Annotated in this window: 23 protein-coding genes and 2 pseudogenes; 22 read left to right on the top strand and 3 right to left on the bottom strand. The window is 47.1% G+C overall.

Annotated elements, in window-relative coordinates:
* Positions 1-75: 75 nt before the first annotated feature.
* The 21 genes and pseudogenes from ACFPQ4_RS02425 to ACFPQ4_RS02325 all read left to right on the top strand — a co-directional run.
* Positions 76-375, top strand: a pseudogene (locus ACFPQ4_RS02425) (NUDIX hydrolase); the annotation flags it as partial.
* 67 nt (positions 376-442) lie between these two features.
* Entirely contained in the window at positions 443-946 is a 504-nt protein-coding gene (locus ACFPQ4_RS02420; RefSeq protein ID WP_378110134.1) for an FMN-binding negative transcriptional regulator, read from the top strand.
* Positions 943-1482, top strand: coding sequence for a GNAT family N-acetyltransferase (locus ACFPQ4_RS02415; RefSeq protein WP_378110133.1), 540 nt, complete (start codon positions 943-945; stop codon positions 1480-1482). Before ACFPQ4_RS02420 ends, ACFPQ4_RS02415 begins: the two co-directional genes overlap by 4 nt.
* Positions 1479-1841, top strand: a complete 363-nt coding sequence (locus tag ACFPQ4_RS02410) for an NIPSNAP family protein (RefSeq protein ID WP_378110132.1) — start codon at positions 1479-1481, stop codon at positions 1839-1841. Before ACFPQ4_RS02415 ends, ACFPQ4_RS02410 begins: the two co-directional genes overlap by 4 nt.
* Before the next feature lie 338 nt (positions 1842-2179).
* On the top strand, positions 2180-2767 hold the full coding sequence (locus ACFPQ4_RS02405; RefSeq protein ID WP_378110131.1) for a histidine phosphatase family protein: 588 nt from the start codon (positions 2180-2182) through the stop codon (positions 2765-2767).
* An 11-nt stretch (positions 2768-2778) separates the two neighbouring features.
* The gene (locus ACFPQ4_RS02400; RefSeq protein ID WP_378110130.1) at positions 2779-3330 is read left to right on the top strand and encodes a nucleotidyltransferase family protein; all 552 of its coding nucleotides are present in this window, start codon (positions 2779-2781) and stop codon (positions 3328-3330) included.
* A 127-nt stretch (positions 3331-3457) separates the two neighbouring features.
* Complete coding sequence (locus ACFPQ4_RS02395; RefSeq protein ID WP_378110129.1) at positions 3458-3895, top strand: GNAT family N-acetyltransferase; 438 nt, start codon at positions 3458-3460, stop codon at positions 3893-3895.
* Between the two features lie 163 nt (positions 3896-4058).
* A pseudogene (locus ACFPQ4_RS02390) lies at positions 4059-4235 on the top strand (serine/threonine protein phosphatase); the annotation flags it as partial.
* Between the two features lie 18 nt (positions 4236-4253).
* Positions 4254-4883, top strand: coding sequence for a hypothetical protein (locus ACFPQ4_RS02385; protein WP_378110128.1), 630 nt, complete (start codon positions 4254-4256; stop codon positions 4881-4883).
* 15 nt (positions 4884-4898) lie between these two features.
* Entirely contained in the window at positions 4899-5021 is a 123-nt protein-coding gene (locus ACFPQ4_RS02380) for a hypothetical protein (protein WP_378110127.1), read from the top strand.
* Positions 5022-5052: 31 nt separating this feature from the next.
* A complete protein-coding gene (locus ACFPQ4_RS02375) occupies positions 5053-5511 on the top strand; it encodes a GNAT family N-acetyltransferase (RefSeq protein WP_378110126.1) in 459 nt (152 codons plus the stop codon).
* Positions 5508-6218, top strand: a complete 711-nt coding sequence (locus ACFPQ4_RS02370) for an alpha/beta fold hydrolase (RefSeq protein WP_378110125.1) — start codon at positions 5508-5510, stop codon at positions 6216-6218. The genes ACFPQ4_RS02375 and ACFPQ4_RS02370 overlap by 4 nt, the downstream gene beginning before the upstream one ends.
* A 12-nt stretch (positions 6219-6230) precedes the next feature.
* Entirely contained in the window at positions 6231-6881 is a 651-nt protein-coding gene (locus ACFPQ4_RS02365; protein ID WP_378110124.1) for a hypothetical protein, read from the top strand.
* 91 nt (positions 6882-6972) lie between these two features.
* A complete protein-coding gene (locus ACFPQ4_RS02360; protein ID WP_378110123.1) occupies positions 6973-7368 on the top strand; it encodes a GNAT family N-acetyltransferase in 396 nt (131 codons plus the stop codon).
* Between the two features lie 67 nt (positions 7369-7435).
* Positions 7436-7612, top strand: a complete 177-nt coding sequence (locus tag ACFPQ4_RS02355) for a hypothetical protein (protein ID WP_378110122.1) — start codon at positions 7436-7438, stop codon at positions 7610-7612.
* A gap of 11 nt (positions 7613-7623) precedes the next feature.
* On the top strand, positions 7624-7881 hold the full coding sequence (locus ACFPQ4_RS02350) for a DUF2164 domain-containing protein (protein WP_378110121.1): 258 nt from the start codon (positions 7624-7626) through the stop codon (positions 7879-7881).
* A gap of 18 nt (positions 7882-7899) precedes the next feature.
* Positions 7900-8562, top strand: a complete 663-nt coding sequence (locus ACFPQ4_RS02345) for an HAD family hydrolase (protein WP_378110119.1) — start codon at positions 7900-7902, stop codon at positions 8560-8562.
* A 15-nt stretch (positions 8563-8577) separates the two neighbouring features.
* Positions 8578-9423, top strand: a complete 846-nt coding sequence (locus ACFPQ4_RS02340; protein ID WP_378110118.1) for an EamA family transporter — start codon at positions 8578-8580, stop codon at positions 9421-9423.
* Between the two features lie 111 nt (positions 9424-9534).
* Positions 9535-9969, top strand: coding sequence for a GNAT family N-acetyltransferase (locus ACFPQ4_RS02335; RefSeq protein WP_378110117.1), 435 nt, complete (start codon positions 9535-9537; stop codon positions 9967-9969).
* Between the two features lie 178 nt (positions 9970-10147).
* Positions 10148-12046, top strand: a complete 1899-nt coding sequence (locus ACFPQ4_RS02330) for an LTA synthase family protein (RefSeq protein ID WP_378110116.1) — start codon at positions 10148-10150, stop codon at positions 12044-12046.
* 77 nt (positions 12047-12123) lie between these two features.
* A complete protein-coding gene (locus tag ACFPQ4_RS02325; protein WP_378110115.1) occupies positions 12124-12738 on the top strand; it encodes a LysE/ArgO family amino acid transporter in 615 nt (204 codons plus the stop codon).
* Here ACFPQ4_RS02325 and ACFPQ4_RS02320 read toward each other — a convergent pair.
* Entirely contained in the window at positions 12673-13014 is a 342-nt protein-coding gene (locus ACFPQ4_RS02320) for a hypothetical protein (protein WP_378110114.1), read from the bottom strand. The two genes, ACFPQ4_RS02325 and ACFPQ4_RS02320, sit on opposite strands and share 66 nt — an antisense overlap.
* Before the next feature lie 202 nt (positions 13015-13216).
* Here ACFPQ4_RS02320 and ACFPQ4_RS02315 point away from each other — a divergent pair, with 202 nt between their 5' ends.
* On the top strand, positions 13217-13720 hold the full coding sequence (locus ACFPQ4_RS02315) for a GNAT family N-acetyltransferase (RefSeq protein ID WP_378110113.1): 504 nt from the start codon (positions 13217-13219) through the stop codon (positions 13718-13720).
* A 75-nt stretch (positions 13721-13795) separates the two neighbouring features.
* Here the strand turns inward: ACFPQ4_RS02315 and ACFPQ4_RS02310 are convergent, their stop codons facing one another.
* Together ACFPQ4_RS02310 and ACFPQ4_RS02305 are read right to left on the bottom strand one after the other, a co-directional pair.
* On the bottom strand, positions 13796-15352 hold the full coding sequence (locus ACFPQ4_RS02310; RefSeq protein WP_378110112.1) for an ABC-F family ATP-binding cassette domain-containing protein: 1557 nt from the start codon (positions 15350-15352) through the stop codon (positions 13796-13798).
* Between the two features lie 152 nt (positions 15353-15504).
* Complete coding sequence (locus tag ACFPQ4_RS02305) at positions 15505-16218, bottom strand: response regulator transcription factor (RefSeq protein ID WP_378110111.1); 714 nt, start codon at positions 16216-16218, stop codon at positions 15505-15507.
* Positions 16219-16283: the final 65 nt, after the last annotated feature.

Below are 16283 nucleotides of genomic sequence, written 5' to 3'. Positions count from 1 at the left end.
ATAGGATACATACGCTTATGTTGAGAAAGATCAAAAACAGTAATATTTAAATAAGGAAATAAGGGGAATCCTCGAATGGGATACATAATGGATTTAAGAAAAACAGTTGGTAGTAGACCCTTGATAATGGCGGGGGCATGCGTGTTGTTGCTGGATAAAGAGAGTCGAATACTTTTGCAGCTGAGAAAAGATAATGGGCTGTGGGGATTACCGGGAGGTTCATTGGAGCCAGGGGAGACCATGGTAGAAGTGGTAAGAAGAGAACTACTAGAAGAAACAGGATTAAGTGCGGGAGATCTCACATTGTTAGATGTCTTTGCGGGGAAAGAACTTTATTATAAATATCCTCATGGAGATGAAGTTTATAACGTTGTGGAGCCCCCCCCCCGATAGACCGATTATCAATTTGTACTTAAGTAAATTCGGGGGAAGGTAAAAGCGAATGTATATTCCTAAACACTTTTTAGTAGAAGATCGCTCTATGATCTATGATTTTATCGATAATAATAGTTTTGGTATTCTATTCTCAATGCAGGACAATTGCCCTCAAGCGTCTCATCTGCCATTTTTATTAGACAGGGATGAAGGGTACTTACATGGCCACTTCGCGAAGCCAAATGACCAATGGCAATATATTCAGCAGCAAGAAGTACTTATCGTGTTTCAGGGACCGCACACTTATATTTCGTCTTCATGGTACGAAACTAATCAAAGCGTACCTACGTGGAATTACGTTGCTGTTCACGCTTATGGGCGAATTGAAATCATCGAAGATCTGAATGATGTAGTCCGTTCGCTGGAGAAGTTAGTTGCGAAATATGAAGATCCGAGTAGTACTTACAAACTTGATCAAACGAACAAATCGTTCATCGAAGGGCTATCGAGAGGCATTGTCGCATTCAAAATGAAAGTTGATCGGCTAGAAGGAAAGTGGGTGAATGGATGATTATTCGGGTACTGCAACAATCAGACGCTGAAATGTATCATAATTTACGACTGAACGGCTTACAAACGAATCCAGAAGCGTTCGGATCCACTTATGATCGAGAATCGCAATTTTCGATTGAAACGGTTACAGAAAGAATAAAGCCGACTATGGAGAAATTCGTTTTAGGTGCGTTTATGGAGCAGGGTATATTGGTCGGGATTGTAACTTTTGTGCGTGAAAGTAGCATTAAAACTTCTCACAAAGGCAATGTTTATGGGATGTACGTAACGCAAGAAATGCGAGGCAATGGGATTGGAAAAGCTCTCATGCTTCAATTAATAAAGAAAGCAAGAGATTGCGAGGGATTGGAACAACTAAACCTGGCTGTCGTGTCTAATAACGTATCAGCTATGAGCCTATACCAATCGGTCGGATTCGTTACTTATGGCGTAGAACGAAATGCATTAAAATATAACGACGAATATTATGATGAAGATTTAATGGTACTTCCGTTAAAGGGCCATTTTATATCCAGAGGTGGACTAATTCAATGATTTATAGAAGAAAATCGTATAAATTAGATCCTGTAAAAGTTGAAACGTTCAATCAGTTTTTCAATGAATATTTGTTGCCGGCTCAATTAAAGTACGGGGCTAGACTAGTTGGAAGATGGATGACCGATCCGGATGAGACGAACACCGTAGAAATTTTCGCTATTTGGGAATACGATAGTTTGGAGTTATATCAAGACATAGAGCATAAAATCAAATCGGATAAAGAGCATGTTAGCCGAGTTCAACAAAGATTTAATGAGTTAGGACGCGAGTATGTTAATACATTTTTCAAAGAACATGCTAAAGAACAGATAATCGTAACTACGGTATCGAGAGATAAAACAATTCTCAAAGGGTAAAACATTATATAGGTATGTACTCAAATGATTGGAGCTGTAAGCAACAAGTGAAAAATCGCATTTTAATAATAATCGTAATGATCGTCTTCCTGTCAGGGTGTTCTTCTTCGAACAAAAGCCAACCGATCGAAACGGGAACAACTATAACCGTAGTAAGCAAAGATATTAAATTCAATAAATATATCCTAGAAGTGTCCGGTAATAATGTCCACGAATATAAAGAAGTAGCCCAAAAATATTGGGACATGATCGAAGTTAATGATCAAGTGACGTTTAACGATAATGACCAACTAATCAAGATTAATAACCAATCGATAAAATAGTTTCGGAGGTCTACGATGACAACGATCTATATGGTTAGACATGCAGAGTCCCCCTATACGGAAGGTACGGAAAGAACAAGAGGACTAACGCTTGATGGGAAGAAAAAGGCTCAAGAAATAACTAAGTTACTTAAAGATGAAGGAATCGACGTTATCGTATCTAGTCCTTATGCGCGAGCTATGCTAACGGTTGAAGGTCTGGCTCAGGAGTTGAATGTAGAAATCAAGGTGTATGAAGATCTTCGAGAAAGACATTTTTCAGGGGTAGATTACACGATTTCAGATGAAGAGTTTATGCCGGCCATAAGACAAAGTTTTAGCGATCCTGACTTCGTGCTGCCAGGTGGAGAATCCACCGCAGTTTGTCAGAAAAGAGCGATTGCGGTATTGAAAAATGTTTTGGAACAGTTCGAGGGAAAGCGTATCGCGATAGGAACCCATGGGAATGTAATGACGCTGATGATGAATTATTTCGATTCCCAATATGGGTTCGAATTTTTATCGCAGACAAGGAAGCCTGATGTATATAAGTTGCAAATAGAAAATATGGAGCTAGTAGAGGTAACAAGACTTTCGATAGAATCGGATAGTATAGAGGGGTAAGATTCGCTACTATGACGTTAGAAGAGAAATTGAAATCTATCTTATCTACCCATAAGAGTCTGATTAGAGATCTCAATCTGGTTAAGTCATTAAACATGCCCAACTGGTGTATATCCGCGGGGTATGTACGCAATTTTGTATGGGACTACCTACACCACTATAAGGACGCGACCCCATTAAACGACGTCGACGTTGTGTATTACGATTCGTCTCAGCAACGTGCTGAAGCCGACAAGGAATATGAGGCGCTTCTGAAAAGGAGTTATCCAGACTATAATTGGTCAGTCAAAAATCAAGCCAGAATGCACGTGCGAAAAAAGGAGTCCTCGTATAGCTCCGTTGAAGATGCGATGGAGAGATGGCCAGAGACGGTGACAGCGATCGGAGTAAGCCTGGATCAGAATGATCATGTGACCCTAGTGGCGCCTCACGGATTGAACGATCTGTTTGAATTAGTCATTAGAAGAAGCCCCTATTTCGCAGATTATGATTATTTTATAAAGAGAGTCTTAAACAAAAATTGGTTGAATACTTGGCCGAAATTAAGATTGATTGAGGAATAGGTGGATTTCATTGCAGTGAAATAGTCGAAGAAGGGATTCCATGCAGGGATATGATCAGGCTTAGAATAGAATTGAGTCATTCGTGAATAAGAAGTTTAAGCATATGCGATAAAGGATGGGATTTTCGATGACAGAGGTTAGATCGATTAAATCTGGAGAGTTACCAAGTTTAGCTGCGTTGTACGATGAGTTGATCGAGGTTAAAACAAACGTAGCGAAGATGACCACCGTGTATAACGCTATTAAGGACAACGATAATTATATCATTCTCGGAGCATTTAACGATTCGGATCTCATCGGTTCTCTTATGGGCATCGTATGCTTCGATATAATCGGGGATTGCAAACCTTTTATGGTTATCGAGAACGTCATCGTATCGGATCGCGCCCGGCGACAAGGTATCGGCAAGCAGCTGATGATGAGAATTGAGCAAATCGCGATCGAGAGAGGCTGTTGGTACATCATCTTGGTATCCGGAGAGACGAGAAAAGAAGCGCATCGGTTTTACGAACAACTAGGGTTCAAAGAAGAGAAAGTCGAAGGTTACAGGAAACATTTGAAATGAGTGAATAAGGGGGCGTAAGCATTAAACACCTGCTCGTTATCGTATCGATTTTTGTGATCATTATTGGCTTGATCGTAGGTTGCGTAAAGCAAGATATGCTGATCATTGTAGCCTGCATCGTTGGCGGTCTGCTGCTTCTGGGAGTATCCAAAGCAAGTTCGATCTAGGTAAAAAAGTCGTATTCGGGCATACGAGAACAATCGAAATTCATGGCAAGCCGGACGTCTGGTTCGATAGCGACAAAATCGGGATCGATGGCGGTTGCGCGTATGGGATGCAGTTGAACGCTCTTATTTTCCAGGACGAGGACTATAGCGTAGTGAGCTGTAAAAGAAGCTAAGGCGAAAGAAGGTGCGCAATGAGGAAACCATCGTTGTTCTTCATCGCAATCGTAATAGCAATGCTTCTTATGACCAATCATTATATGAACTATTCCGTCGGTGATTCGCTTTTCCGTTTCATCGGGACTTCTCCTTGGACTGAAGGAGATTCGACAGGAATGCACTTGCCGGTCGTACTAGGATTAATCTTGATCGTCGTAGGCATAGCAGGTGCATCTAAAGCCTATAAGCCTACCTATCCCAAAATCGTAAGCCGAATCATAATCGGATGTATTCTATTCTCGTTCCTATATCCATGGGCTACCGAGAAAGCTGCGTTTATAATCAAACATAATGCTACCGGAATGGACTCATTCGACTATTCCAAGAAAGATAGCAGTTGCACGATTCGTTCGGATAAACCGAATAATAACCAATTAACCGCGAATTGTTCGTTTACGATCTTCAATTATGGTAACGAAAGTCAACTTACGGTTAGACCGATCGTTTCTTCGGAGGCAGATCTTCAATTTGAGGCGAAGAAGATTATGATCCCCTCGCATACTAAAGTGAATGTCGGCGCAATGTTCGACGGCGTGCAGAATAGGGGGACCGGGTTTAGCGGGACGGTCAGTAACATAGAGCTCGTAATCGAGTCGGTTGGATGAAGGGAAGAGAATAATATGAAAGTGTATCATATCGATGCTTTTTCCAAGACGCCTGGTATGGGAAATCCGGCTGGAGTAGTCGTAGACGCCGATCTCAAGCTGCCGTATTCGTCAAAGAGATTGACTTATGAAGCATAACTTCAACTTCCTACAAAAAGGGTGATCGCACATGATTCAATTGAAAAGAGTACAAACCGACGATACCGACTTCGCTACTTTGATCGATCTGCTGGATAAAGACCTATGGGCTAGATATCCGGATACGCAGCAGTTTTTCCATGCTTTCAACATAGTCAAATTAGACGCGAACGCAATCGTAGCGTACGAGAATGGTATCCCGGTTGGATGCGGCTGCTATCGGGAGACGGAAGACGGCCATGTCGTCGAAGTGAAGAGAATGTTCGTGAAGGAAGAAGCCCGAGGCAAAGGGATTGCTAAGAAGATCGTTATGGAGCTAGAACGATGGGCACATGAGAATGGTTATAGCAGAGCTATTCTCGAGACCGGAACGAATCAACCGGAAGCGATCGCTCTCTATACGAAGATGGGTTATAAGCTGATCGATCGTTATGCGCCTTACATAGACAGTGAACAGAGCGTGTGTATGGGAAAGGAGCTGAGCCTTTGAAGGCCGAATCGAAAATAGCCGACAATAACGGCGTGCGAATTCACTATTTGGATTCCAATAGCGACTCGTCCATGGTCCCGGTGCTCATCTGCCCCGGCTTATCGGAGACCGCCGAAGAGTATACGGATTTAATGGCCTACATGATGCCTAGACGGTGCGTCGCTCTTTCGTTCAGAGGTAGAGGGGGGAGCGATACGCCGGAAGCGGGATACGACTTGGCACAGCATATAGTGGATATTGAATGCGTGGTACAAGCTGCCGGTTTAAACCGATTTCATCTGTATGCCTATTCACGCGGGGTTTCGTATGCGCTCGGGTATGCAGAGAATAACTTGTCCCGAATCTCTTCCCTCATCGTGCAAGACTACCCCGCGATGCATAAGCGTATGCCAGATGGCTGGGCAAATCAATATATTAGCAGTTATTTAGTGCCGTTCTCCAGGCAGAGGAACATTCGTCCGGAAGCGATCCGTGGCATACAATTGGAATCTGAACATTTACAATTCAACTACGCCCTGCCTAAAAAGCTACTGGTGCTACGTGGCATGCTAGAGGATAGCTTGCTAGACGACGAAGGTGTTGACGGATATCGGAAGCTAAACGCGGACGTTATCGTCAAAAACTTCGAGCGGTCCGGTCATGATATTAGGAGCACGGAAAGAGATCATCTATATAAAACGATCGGAGACTTCATTAATAGTCTGTGAGGGAGCGGGACCATGATCTCTAGCTTAATAAAAACACTGTTCTACCGCAGAACGGATGCCATGTTTACCGATCAAGAGACCGCGGAATTCGAACTTATGCTTCGCAATACGGACAGTGAAGGATCCGTTCGGTATGAGTCGAAGTTTCCGAAGTACCGTTTTATCGATTACGTCGTTCAAAACAAGAACATGGTCGTACATGGCTCCAACCGAACGGACATCGATCAATTCGAAGTCAGGCGACAGACGCTCTTCAACGGTCAGCCTGTCGAGGCGGTATTCGCTAGCAAGGATGGCATCTGGTCGATCTTCTATGCGATATTGGATAGGAGCAAGGTAGTCTATAATTTTCGGAACGGCTGCATTAAGACGGCTAGCGACATGCGGTATTATTTCTTCTCCCTCACTGAGCCGACATACGCGAGCGATCCTTGGACTACGGGGTCCGTATACTTTTTACCGGCGGACGCTTTCGAGAGGACTACGAGAAGCAAAGCTTATTTCGACGAGTGGGTATGCAGGCAACGCATTCATCCCGTTATGAAGCTATCGATAAACAAAGAGGACTTTGTCTACTTGAACAAAGTAGCGGTGCATAAGCCGAACGAATCGATCGCGTTAACGTGGTTATTGTACAAATTCCGAACTCGAAGCAAACGCTGAACATAATTCGCGGACAATTACGTTTCATATTGCAGTTCAGAGGTTCGTCTGGCATAATCGTCATCATCAAAGATAGAGGGGGGACCGCTAAATGATCACATACGCGAACGACAGGAAAGTCGAAGCCAAAGACGTAGCCGAAGTATTCAAAAATTCGGGTATTAAAAGGCCTTACGACGACTTGGAACGAATTCAGAAAATGATTGACCATGCGGATATAACCGTTAGCGCATGGAGCGAAGGTAAATTGATCGGAATCGCGAGAGCGATAACTGACTATGCTTATTGTTGTTACCTGTCAGATCTAGCGGTCGATAAGCAATTCCAAAACCAACAGGTCGGCAAAAAGTTAGTGGCGCACGTTCAAGAGCTAATAGGGGAACAAGTTACCCTCATTCTAATCTCGGCGCCGGGTGCGATGGACTTCTATCCGAAGATCGGGTTCGAGAAAAACGAGCGGGCGTTCACGATCCCCCGAAAGAGATAATGAACCGTAGAGGAATTTTAACGACAGGGAATACACTCGTGCCCATTCGTAATCAGGAGGAATTGTAATGGATAGAACCAAATTGTTTTTATTGACCGGTTGTTTGTATTTGTTTGGAGCGCTATCTTTTATCGTGAACTACTTCTTTATTGAAGACCGGATTTTATGGCTGGTGCTGGCTGCCGTATTCTTGTTCTCGGGAACGACGAATATCGTGTTATACAATAAAAGAAAGAAACAATAGGAGCAAACCAAATGATTCCGATCAAATTGCCAAGAGAAGACAAGATGCAACTCGTTCATCGCCTTCAGCATTATTTCGAGGTGGAGCGGGATGAGAGCATCGGGGAGTTGGCTGCCGAGCAGCTCGTCGATTTCATGATCGGCGCTGTGGGCCCGTACGTCTATAATACGGCCGTCGCCGACACGCGACGCGTCATTCAAGAGAAGATGAATCAGCTCGAGGACGAGCTCTATTCGCTTGAGAAGCCTGCTTCGCGTAACAATCGATAGGCCAATGTGGAGGTATTCATGAGCGAGATTAAGGCGGTCATCCTCGACCTGGACAATACGGTTTTGGATCGGACAAGCACTTTCCGAGCATTTGCCGCGTCTTTCGTCGATCATTATTTTGCGCATGCGGAACATCGGGTAAAGTTGATCGAAGATATTGTCGCGCGCGATCTGGACGGGTACAAAGATAAGCCTGCGCTATTTCGCGAATTGCTGTCGGATTATGAATGGACGGCCAAACCCGATCACGAAGCGTTAATGAACTATTATCGCGTCCATTACGTCAAGCATGCCACATTGATGGATCAAGCGAAGAACGTACTGAGCTACTTGCGCTCGAAATACCGTACAGCTCTTATTACGAACGGCATGACAACCATCCAATACGGCAAAATCGATCAAGCGGGCATCAGGGACGACTTCGATCTCATCATCGTGTCGGAGGAAGCCGGCGTTAAGAAGCCCGACCCGGCGATTTTCGGAATGGCGACGAAGAAATTCGGTTTGACCCCCGCGCAATGCGTGTATGTCGGAGATCACCCGGTGAACGATATCGGCGGCGCGGCTAACGCGGGCATGCAGACGATCTGGCTGCAGTGGACTCAGCCTTGGAGAGAAGAAGTGAAGGCGAAGCCTCTTCATACCATAACTCGATTGGCGCAATTAACGAATCTCCTCTGAGAATGGTGATGGGTTTTGTCATTCGTTGCGATCGGATTAGTGTTATTGTCCGGGTTCGTGCATGCGATCTGGAACTTGTTCGCCAAGAAGAGCATGAACAAACACGTGTTTCTGTGGTTATGCTACGCCACTTCTGTCCTCGTGTTCTCTCCGTATTTATGGACGGAAGGAACATCGCTCACGCACGTTCATTCAAGCGAATGGTTGGTTATCGCGGCTAGCGTCGGATTGCACGGGGCCTATATTTATATGCTTGCCGTAACCTACGAGATCGGCGACCTGTCGCAAGTGTACCCGATCATGAGAGGCACGAGCCCGTTGCTCGTGCCTTTTATAGGCGTGCTTGTGCTCGGCGAGCAATTGCGTCTGCTGGGCTGGTTCGGCGTAGCTTGCATTGTATTCGGCATTTATATAGCGGGTAATTTACGATTAAGCGGCTTATGGCATCGTCGTAATCGCGCCATATGGCTGGCGTTGTGCGTCGGCGTTCTGATCACTACCTATACGGTCGTCGACAAAGTCGCGATCAGGTCCGTTCCGCCGCAGCTGTTAACGGAGCTAACGAACATCGGCAACTTTTTGACGCTATCCCTCATAGTCATGCGTCAGCAGGGGATCAAGAAGGAATGGCGCATGAACTGGCGCACAATAGTGCTTGGCGGCGTTCTTTCCCCAGGCGGGTATATTTTATTTCTGAAAGCTATGGCCTTATCGCCGGTGTCCCAGCTTGCTCCGATGCGCGAAATCGGCACCGTGTTCGGAACGGTTATGGGCGTGTTCTTATTGCATGAGCCGCAAGGCAGAAAGCGGCTTTGGGCTTCGGTCCTCATTACGGCAGGCGTGGTATTGCTTGCGCAATGATTTTTTTCAGTGTAAGCGCGACCAGGCTTGGAGCGAACATCCTAATTGACGTATAATGAAAACCAATGCTAAAGAGAAGCGGATACGATCCGCTCAAGGAGAGACGAAATTTTGCTTATCGACCTTAAATCGAGACTTCAGGATTCGGAAATTCAAGAACTCATCGGATGGTCGGTGTTTCCCGATCCCGACAGCGTCCCGCAAGTAATCGAGCAGTACGCAGCCGAAGATAGCGAACTCAGCATTATGGGTTATGAATCGGAAGAACAAATGATCGGGTTCGTCGGTTTTAGCATCAATTCGGAAGATCGGATGGTATTGCGTCATATTGCGGTGTTGCCGGAAGCAAGAGGCGCCGGATTCGGACGCGGGATGATCCTTGAACTGCTGCACCAATTCGCACCGAACACGATCGAAGCGGAAACAGACGAAGAAGCGGTACATTTTTACAGGAGTATCGGCTTCCGCGTCGAAAGCTTAGGAGAAAGAGTTCCCGGGACCGAGCGATTCCTATGTACTTACGAGGCATACGAACAAGAAGACTAATTCAACATAACGTCACATTTAACTAAACTTTAGCTCGAGGTCCAACATCTACACTTGCCTTTGATTTTTTTCTTTGCTAGATTGAAAGAATCGAAGTTGACCAGTGAGATTTGCACCAAGACGGCACAGCAGGGCTGCGGAACTTGTACCAGCCTATTTTGTGTTGCTACAGGAAGGAATGATACATGTGTCATTGTGGTTAAAATTGATTAACAGAAGATTCCTGCTGTTTACGGTAATCTTGGCTCTGAAAGGCTCGCTAGCCTGGTACGTTGTATTCGCTGACGGACCTTCTTGGCAGACGGTCGTTACGGAAGTGCCTTTCTTCTGGGTTATTTTCTGTTTAATCGAGTGGTTCGCGAAACGTCGGAAAGTCATGTATTACGTCATTGTCAATTTACTCGTCACGGTGCTTTACTTCGCCGTATTGATGTATTACAAATATTACGGAATCATTGCTACGTATCATGCCCTTAAGCAAGCGGATAAAGTCACCGCGGTCGGCAACAGCACTTATTCGCTTATGGATCCTTATTATTTGCTTGTGTTCTTTGATATTTTCGTGCTTGCTGGTTTCCTGATCAGGGCATCGTTCAAAGCTAGATCGGTTCGCAAGCCGATTCGCGTTAAACCGTTCCGAAAGCCGGCGATTTCGATTATGATCACGATATCCTTCTCGTTATGCTTCTTCAATATTTGGACGAATAAGGCGAGCATGAACGAGAACAAGCAAGCCGAAGAGATGGGCATCTTGAATTACGAAATCTATACGATCTTCGCGGATACGACGGAAGACGAAGATCTGGTCGAGATGGAAGATATCACCCAATCGACCATAGATCAGCTGAAAGGAATCACCAAACCTGTCGCCCCTCAATTCGAAGGCGTCGCGAAAGGCAAAAACCTGCTCATTATCCAGATGGAGTCGTACCAGAACTTCTTGATCGGCTTGAAGATCGGCGGCAAAGAACTGACGCCGAACATGAACAAGCTAGCGAAAGACGACTTCCACTTCAATCACTTTTACACAAGCGTAGGCCAAGGGACGACTTCCGACGCGGAGTTCACGGTCAACACGTCGCTCTACGTTCCGAAGCATGAACCGGCAACGGACAATTATGTTGGAAAAGCTTTACCAAGCTTGCCTAAACTGCTAAAGGCGCAAGGTTATGAGACGGCTACGTTCCATACGAACCAAGTCGATTTCTGGAACCGCAGAGAGCTTTACTCGGCAGTCGGTTGGGATCGATATTACGACCGCGACTTCTTCGGCGACGATGACCATATTGCGTTCGGTGCATCCGACGAAGTTTTGTACAACAAGACTTTTGGCGAGCTGCAGAAAATAAACGCTGGCGGTCAGCCGTTCTATGCGCAAATGATCACGATGAGCTCCCACCATCCGTTCGACATTCCGAGCAAGAAAGTGATGTTCGATTTGCCGGACGAATACGAGGGAACGCTCGTCGGTCATTATCTCGAAGCGCAAAACTACGCCGACTACGCGCTCGGTCAATTCATCGATCAGCTCAAGAGCAGTGGACTGTGGGATAATACCGTTGTCATGTTATACGGCGATCATCAAGGCCTTCCGCTATACTCGCTCGATAAGCACGAGAAGACGCTCATGGAACTGATGCTCGGCCATGAATACGGCTATACGGACATGTTCAACATTCCGTTAGTCGTACACATCCCAGGCGTGTCTTATCCGAAGGAGCTCGACAATACGGGTGGCGAGATCGATATTCTCCCGACGGTTGCTAACTTGATGGGGATTTCGCTCGACAATCAAATTCACTTCGGCGAAGATATCTTCAATCAGAATTACAACATGCTACCGATGCGTCACTTCCTGCCTTCGGGTTCCGTCTTCACGGATCACAAGCTGTTCTTGCCAGGCAAAGCTTATGCCGACGGCGAGAACTATCCGTTGCCGAACGTCCCCGATACGGCCAGTAACGTAACGGAGCAACAGTACAATAACACGCTGGAGCTTCTGCACTTATCCGACAGTTACGTTCCGCAATTACCGGACAAAGATCCGAACGTCGTTCCTGAAGCACCTAAACAATAATGCAAATCGAAATGGCCGCCTTCTCAATCGGAGAGGGCGGCTGTTGTCGATATTAGAGAGGGCACGAACAACAGCTTATGGAACCTATCTTCCAAGGATTCATTCTCGGCCTTTCCATCGCGGCGCCAGTCGGTCCGATCGGATTGCTCTGTATTCGCAGAACGTTAACGAACGGTATTACCCACGGCTTCGTCTCGGGTATAGGAGCGGCGAGCGCGGACGCTCTGTACGGTTGCGTCGCGGCGTTCGGTCTTACTTTCGCCACGCAATTTCTAATTAAGCAAGCGGAATGGCTACACTTCTTAGGTGCGATCTTCTTGCTCTACATCGCTTATCGAACGTTCACTTCTAACGTTGCGAAGGAAGAGGCCCATACTCGCGCAGGCAATGGATACAGGCGCGCATACGGGTCTACGCTGTTGCTCACGCTTACGAATCCGATGTCGATAATTTCTTTCCTCGGCTTGTTCGCGGGAATGAACATCCATCAAGGCACAGATTCGTCCGTGTTGCTCGTTGTCGGCGTGTTCTTCGGCTCTGCGGCATGGTGGTTGCTGCTTAGTTCCATCGTCGGCAGTCTTAGACGGATGATCAGCGAAAGCGCGATGAGAGCGGTCAACTATGCTTCAGCGATCATATTGCTCGCCTTCGGATTGCACAGCTTGTATGAGGCGTTTCGAGTCGGCTTGTAACGAATAGACGCGAGGGCGATGTCCGTGGCTGAAAAACAGCAATACGCGCGGCTCGGCATTCGGTTCAAGGAACAGGTATAGATCGGTAATCGGCTGCGGGTAAATGTTGTTCTTAAGCGTCACAGGTTCGGCATATCGGATATGAACGATAATGCCGTCCGTCGGATTCATCGTGACTCCGCCGTAAGGCTGCGGCATTTGATTAATGGCATTAATTAACGTATTGTTCAGTGTTTCCGTTAAAGGAAAGACGCGAACGACTTTTTCTTCCTTCACGTCGAATACTTCGACTGGTGGAGCAAGAGGAGCGGCATGTGCGATTGGAGTGCGAACCAACAAGACAAGCACGACAAGCATGGCGAATCGCAATGTTGATCGGCTATAATGGAGTAACGGTTTATACAGACGAATCACCTCAAGGTAACAGCTTGGGAATAAGAAGTTCAGACTATCATTATGACCTTGGGGAGGCACGGACATGCCATCGGAAATGACGATTACGGATGCGAGCGTATCCGATCTGGAGAGAATCGTCGACATTTATAACTCGACGATCCCAAGCAGGATGGTTACCGCGGATTTAGAGCCGGTGACGGTGGAAAGCAGATTAAAATGGTTCAACGAACATTCGGCCGATCATCGACCGCTATGGGTACTCAAAGATGGCCACGACATTATGGCTTGGCTAAGCTTCCAATCGTTCTATGGCAGACCTGCTTATAACGCGACCGCGGAAATCAGCATATACATCGCGGAAGGTTATCGTGGCAAAGGGGTAGGGAGCCTGTTGCTGGAGCAAGCGATAGCGGAATGTCCGCGACTTGGCATCGAGAACATCGTGGGGTTCGTCTTTGCGCACAATGAGCCTAGCTTGGCGTTGCTAAGGAAGTTCGGCTTCAAGCAATGGGGGTACTTGCCGCGCGTCGCGGTATTGGACGGAGTGGAGAGAGACCTTGTTATTATCGGGACTAATTTAAAATAACGCGCATTTTTCCTACCCGGAACAAAGCCCCAACCATAAGGTTGGGGCTTTGTTCGCTATATAGGACAATCGAAGTTAAAAGATTTTAGTCGTCCACGATTCGCAATTCCACACTTCGGTAGCGACATCGCGATAAAACTCGGGTTCGTGGCTGATGAGCAGGATGCTGCCTTTGTAGGCTTGCAACGCCCGCTTCAGCTCTTCCTTGGCATCGACGTCCAGGTGGTTCGTCGGTTCGTCGAGCACAAGCAGGTTTGTCTCTCTGTTGATCAGATTACACAAGCGGACCTTCGCTTTCTCGCCGCCGCTTAGGACGGAAATCCGGCTCTCGATATGCTTCGTCGTTAATCCGCAACGCGCGAGCGCAGCGCGAACTTCGAACTGGGACATCGAAGGGAAGTTTTTCCACACGGCTTCGATACATGTCTCGTCCGAGCTGCCTTTGATCTCCTGTTCGAAATACCCTATGAACAGGTTGTCGCCTTGCTTCACGGAACCGGAGAGGGCAGGGATCTCGCCTAGCAGACTGCGGAGCAGCGTCGTCTTACCGATGCCGTTCGCACCGACGATGGCGATCTTCTGTCCGCGCTCCATAAGCAAGTCGATCGGACGGCAAAGCGGTTCTTCGTAGCCTATGACGAGCGAGTTCGCTTCGAAGATGAGACGGCCGGACGTACGAGCTTCTTTGAAGTTAAACGTAGGCTTCGGCTTCTCTTTGGCGAGCTCGATAATATCCATGCTATCGAGCTTCTTCTGGCGCGACATGGCCATGTTGCGCGTCGAGACGCGGGCTTTGTTACGCGCCACGAAGTCTTTAAGATCTTCGATTTCCTGCTGCTGACGTTTGAAGGCGGATTCGAGCTGTTGCTTCTTCGCCTCGTGCAGCAACACGAAGTTGTCGTAATCGCCGACGTAACGGTTGATCTCTTGGTTGCCCATATGGTAGATCAAGTTAATGACGCTGTTGAGGAACGGAATGTCATGGGATACGAGAATAAAGGCGTTCTCGTATTCCTGGAGATAACGTTTAAGCCACTCGATGTGCTGCTCGTCCAAGTAGTTGGTCGGTTCATCGAGGAGCAGGATGTCCGGCTTCTCGAGCAACAGCTTAGCGAGCAATACTTTCGTCCGTTGACCGCCGCTCAGGTCGTGCACGTCCCGATCCAGACCGATATCGCCGAGTCCAAGACCGCGGGCGATTTCTTCGACTTTCGCGTCGATGAGGTAGAAGTCGTTATTCGTAAGCGTATCTTGAATGGTTCCGACATCCTCGAGCAGCTGTTCCAGCTCTTCCGGAGTGGCGGAGCCCATCTTGTCGTACATTTGATTCATTTCCTCTTCCAGATCGATCAAATAACCGAACGCGCCCTTGAGCACGTCGCGGATCGTCATTCCTTTGTGCAATACGGAATGCTGGTCGAGATAGCCGACGCGCACTTTTTTCGCCCATTCGACTTTACCCGCATCGGGTTCGAGCGAGCCCGTAATAATATTCATGAACGTCGACTTGCCTTCTCCGTTCGCGCCGATCAGACCGACATGCTCGCCTTTAAGAAGGCGGAAGGACACGTCATTGAAGATCGCTCGGTCTCCGAAGCCGTGCGTTAAATTTTTAACCGTAAGAATACTCATGAATCGACACCTTTTCCGTCTATATTGAGAATGGCAGTGTTCCTATTATAAGCTTCCGTTGGCATGGAACTCAACGGGATTCGCGCCCAATAACCGTCACGAAATCGCGCCTCCCCGGAAGTTCCCGAGAAAGCGCGAAAGGAGATAACGTATTATTTCATGAATTTGTAGCCGACGCCCCAAACGGTCTTAATATATTGGGGTTCCTTCGGATTCTTCTCCAGCTTCCGCCTCAAGTTTGTAACATGAACGTCGATGGCCCGGTCGTTAATGAAGGAGTCGATGCCGCGGACGGCGTTGATCAGCTCTTCACGCGTGAATACGCGCCCGGGATGATGCACGAACAGCTTCATGATTTCGTACTCGGAGAATGTCGACTCCACATGCTCTCCGTCGATAATAATCGTTCTTCTTTCCAGATCAAGCGAAATGCCGTGCTGCGTAGCGGTAGCGACGGGCTGGGATTCGGCGGCAGGCGCCGCTGTATACGTATGAACGGGTTGATGCGAATAACGACGTAAGACGGCGTTCATTCTGACTTTAAGCTCCTGCATGCTGAATGGCTTGCATAGATAGTCGTCCGCGCCGGAGCTAATCGCTTGGATCCGGTCTGCCACGGCCGATTTCATGGAGATGACGATCATCGGAATGAACGTTACGTTACGGAATTTCGCACAAAGTTCGGTTCCTGATGCATCAGGTAGCATGAGGTCTAACAAGATGATGTCGGGGGCGAAGGTAGTAATAGCATCTAAGCCTTCCCGAGCGGTTTCTACCCGATTGACGACAAATTGCTCTTCGACAAGGTAGAGTGTGAGCATTTCTCCGATGATAGGATCATCTTCGATTACTAGAGCTCTCGTCACGAGATTCACACCCTTTAGTAAAGTGTTAGGAACGCTCATATTTTGCTAACATTATCGTTATGAGT

Source organism: Cohnella yongneupensis (assembly GCF_042655785.1).
In the GTDB taxonomy this organism is placed as follows: Bacteria; Bacillota; Bacilli; order Paenibacillales; family Paenibacillaceae; genus Cohnella; species Cohnella yongneupensis.
This window is presented reverse-complemented; position numbering and strand designations above follow the sequence as displayed.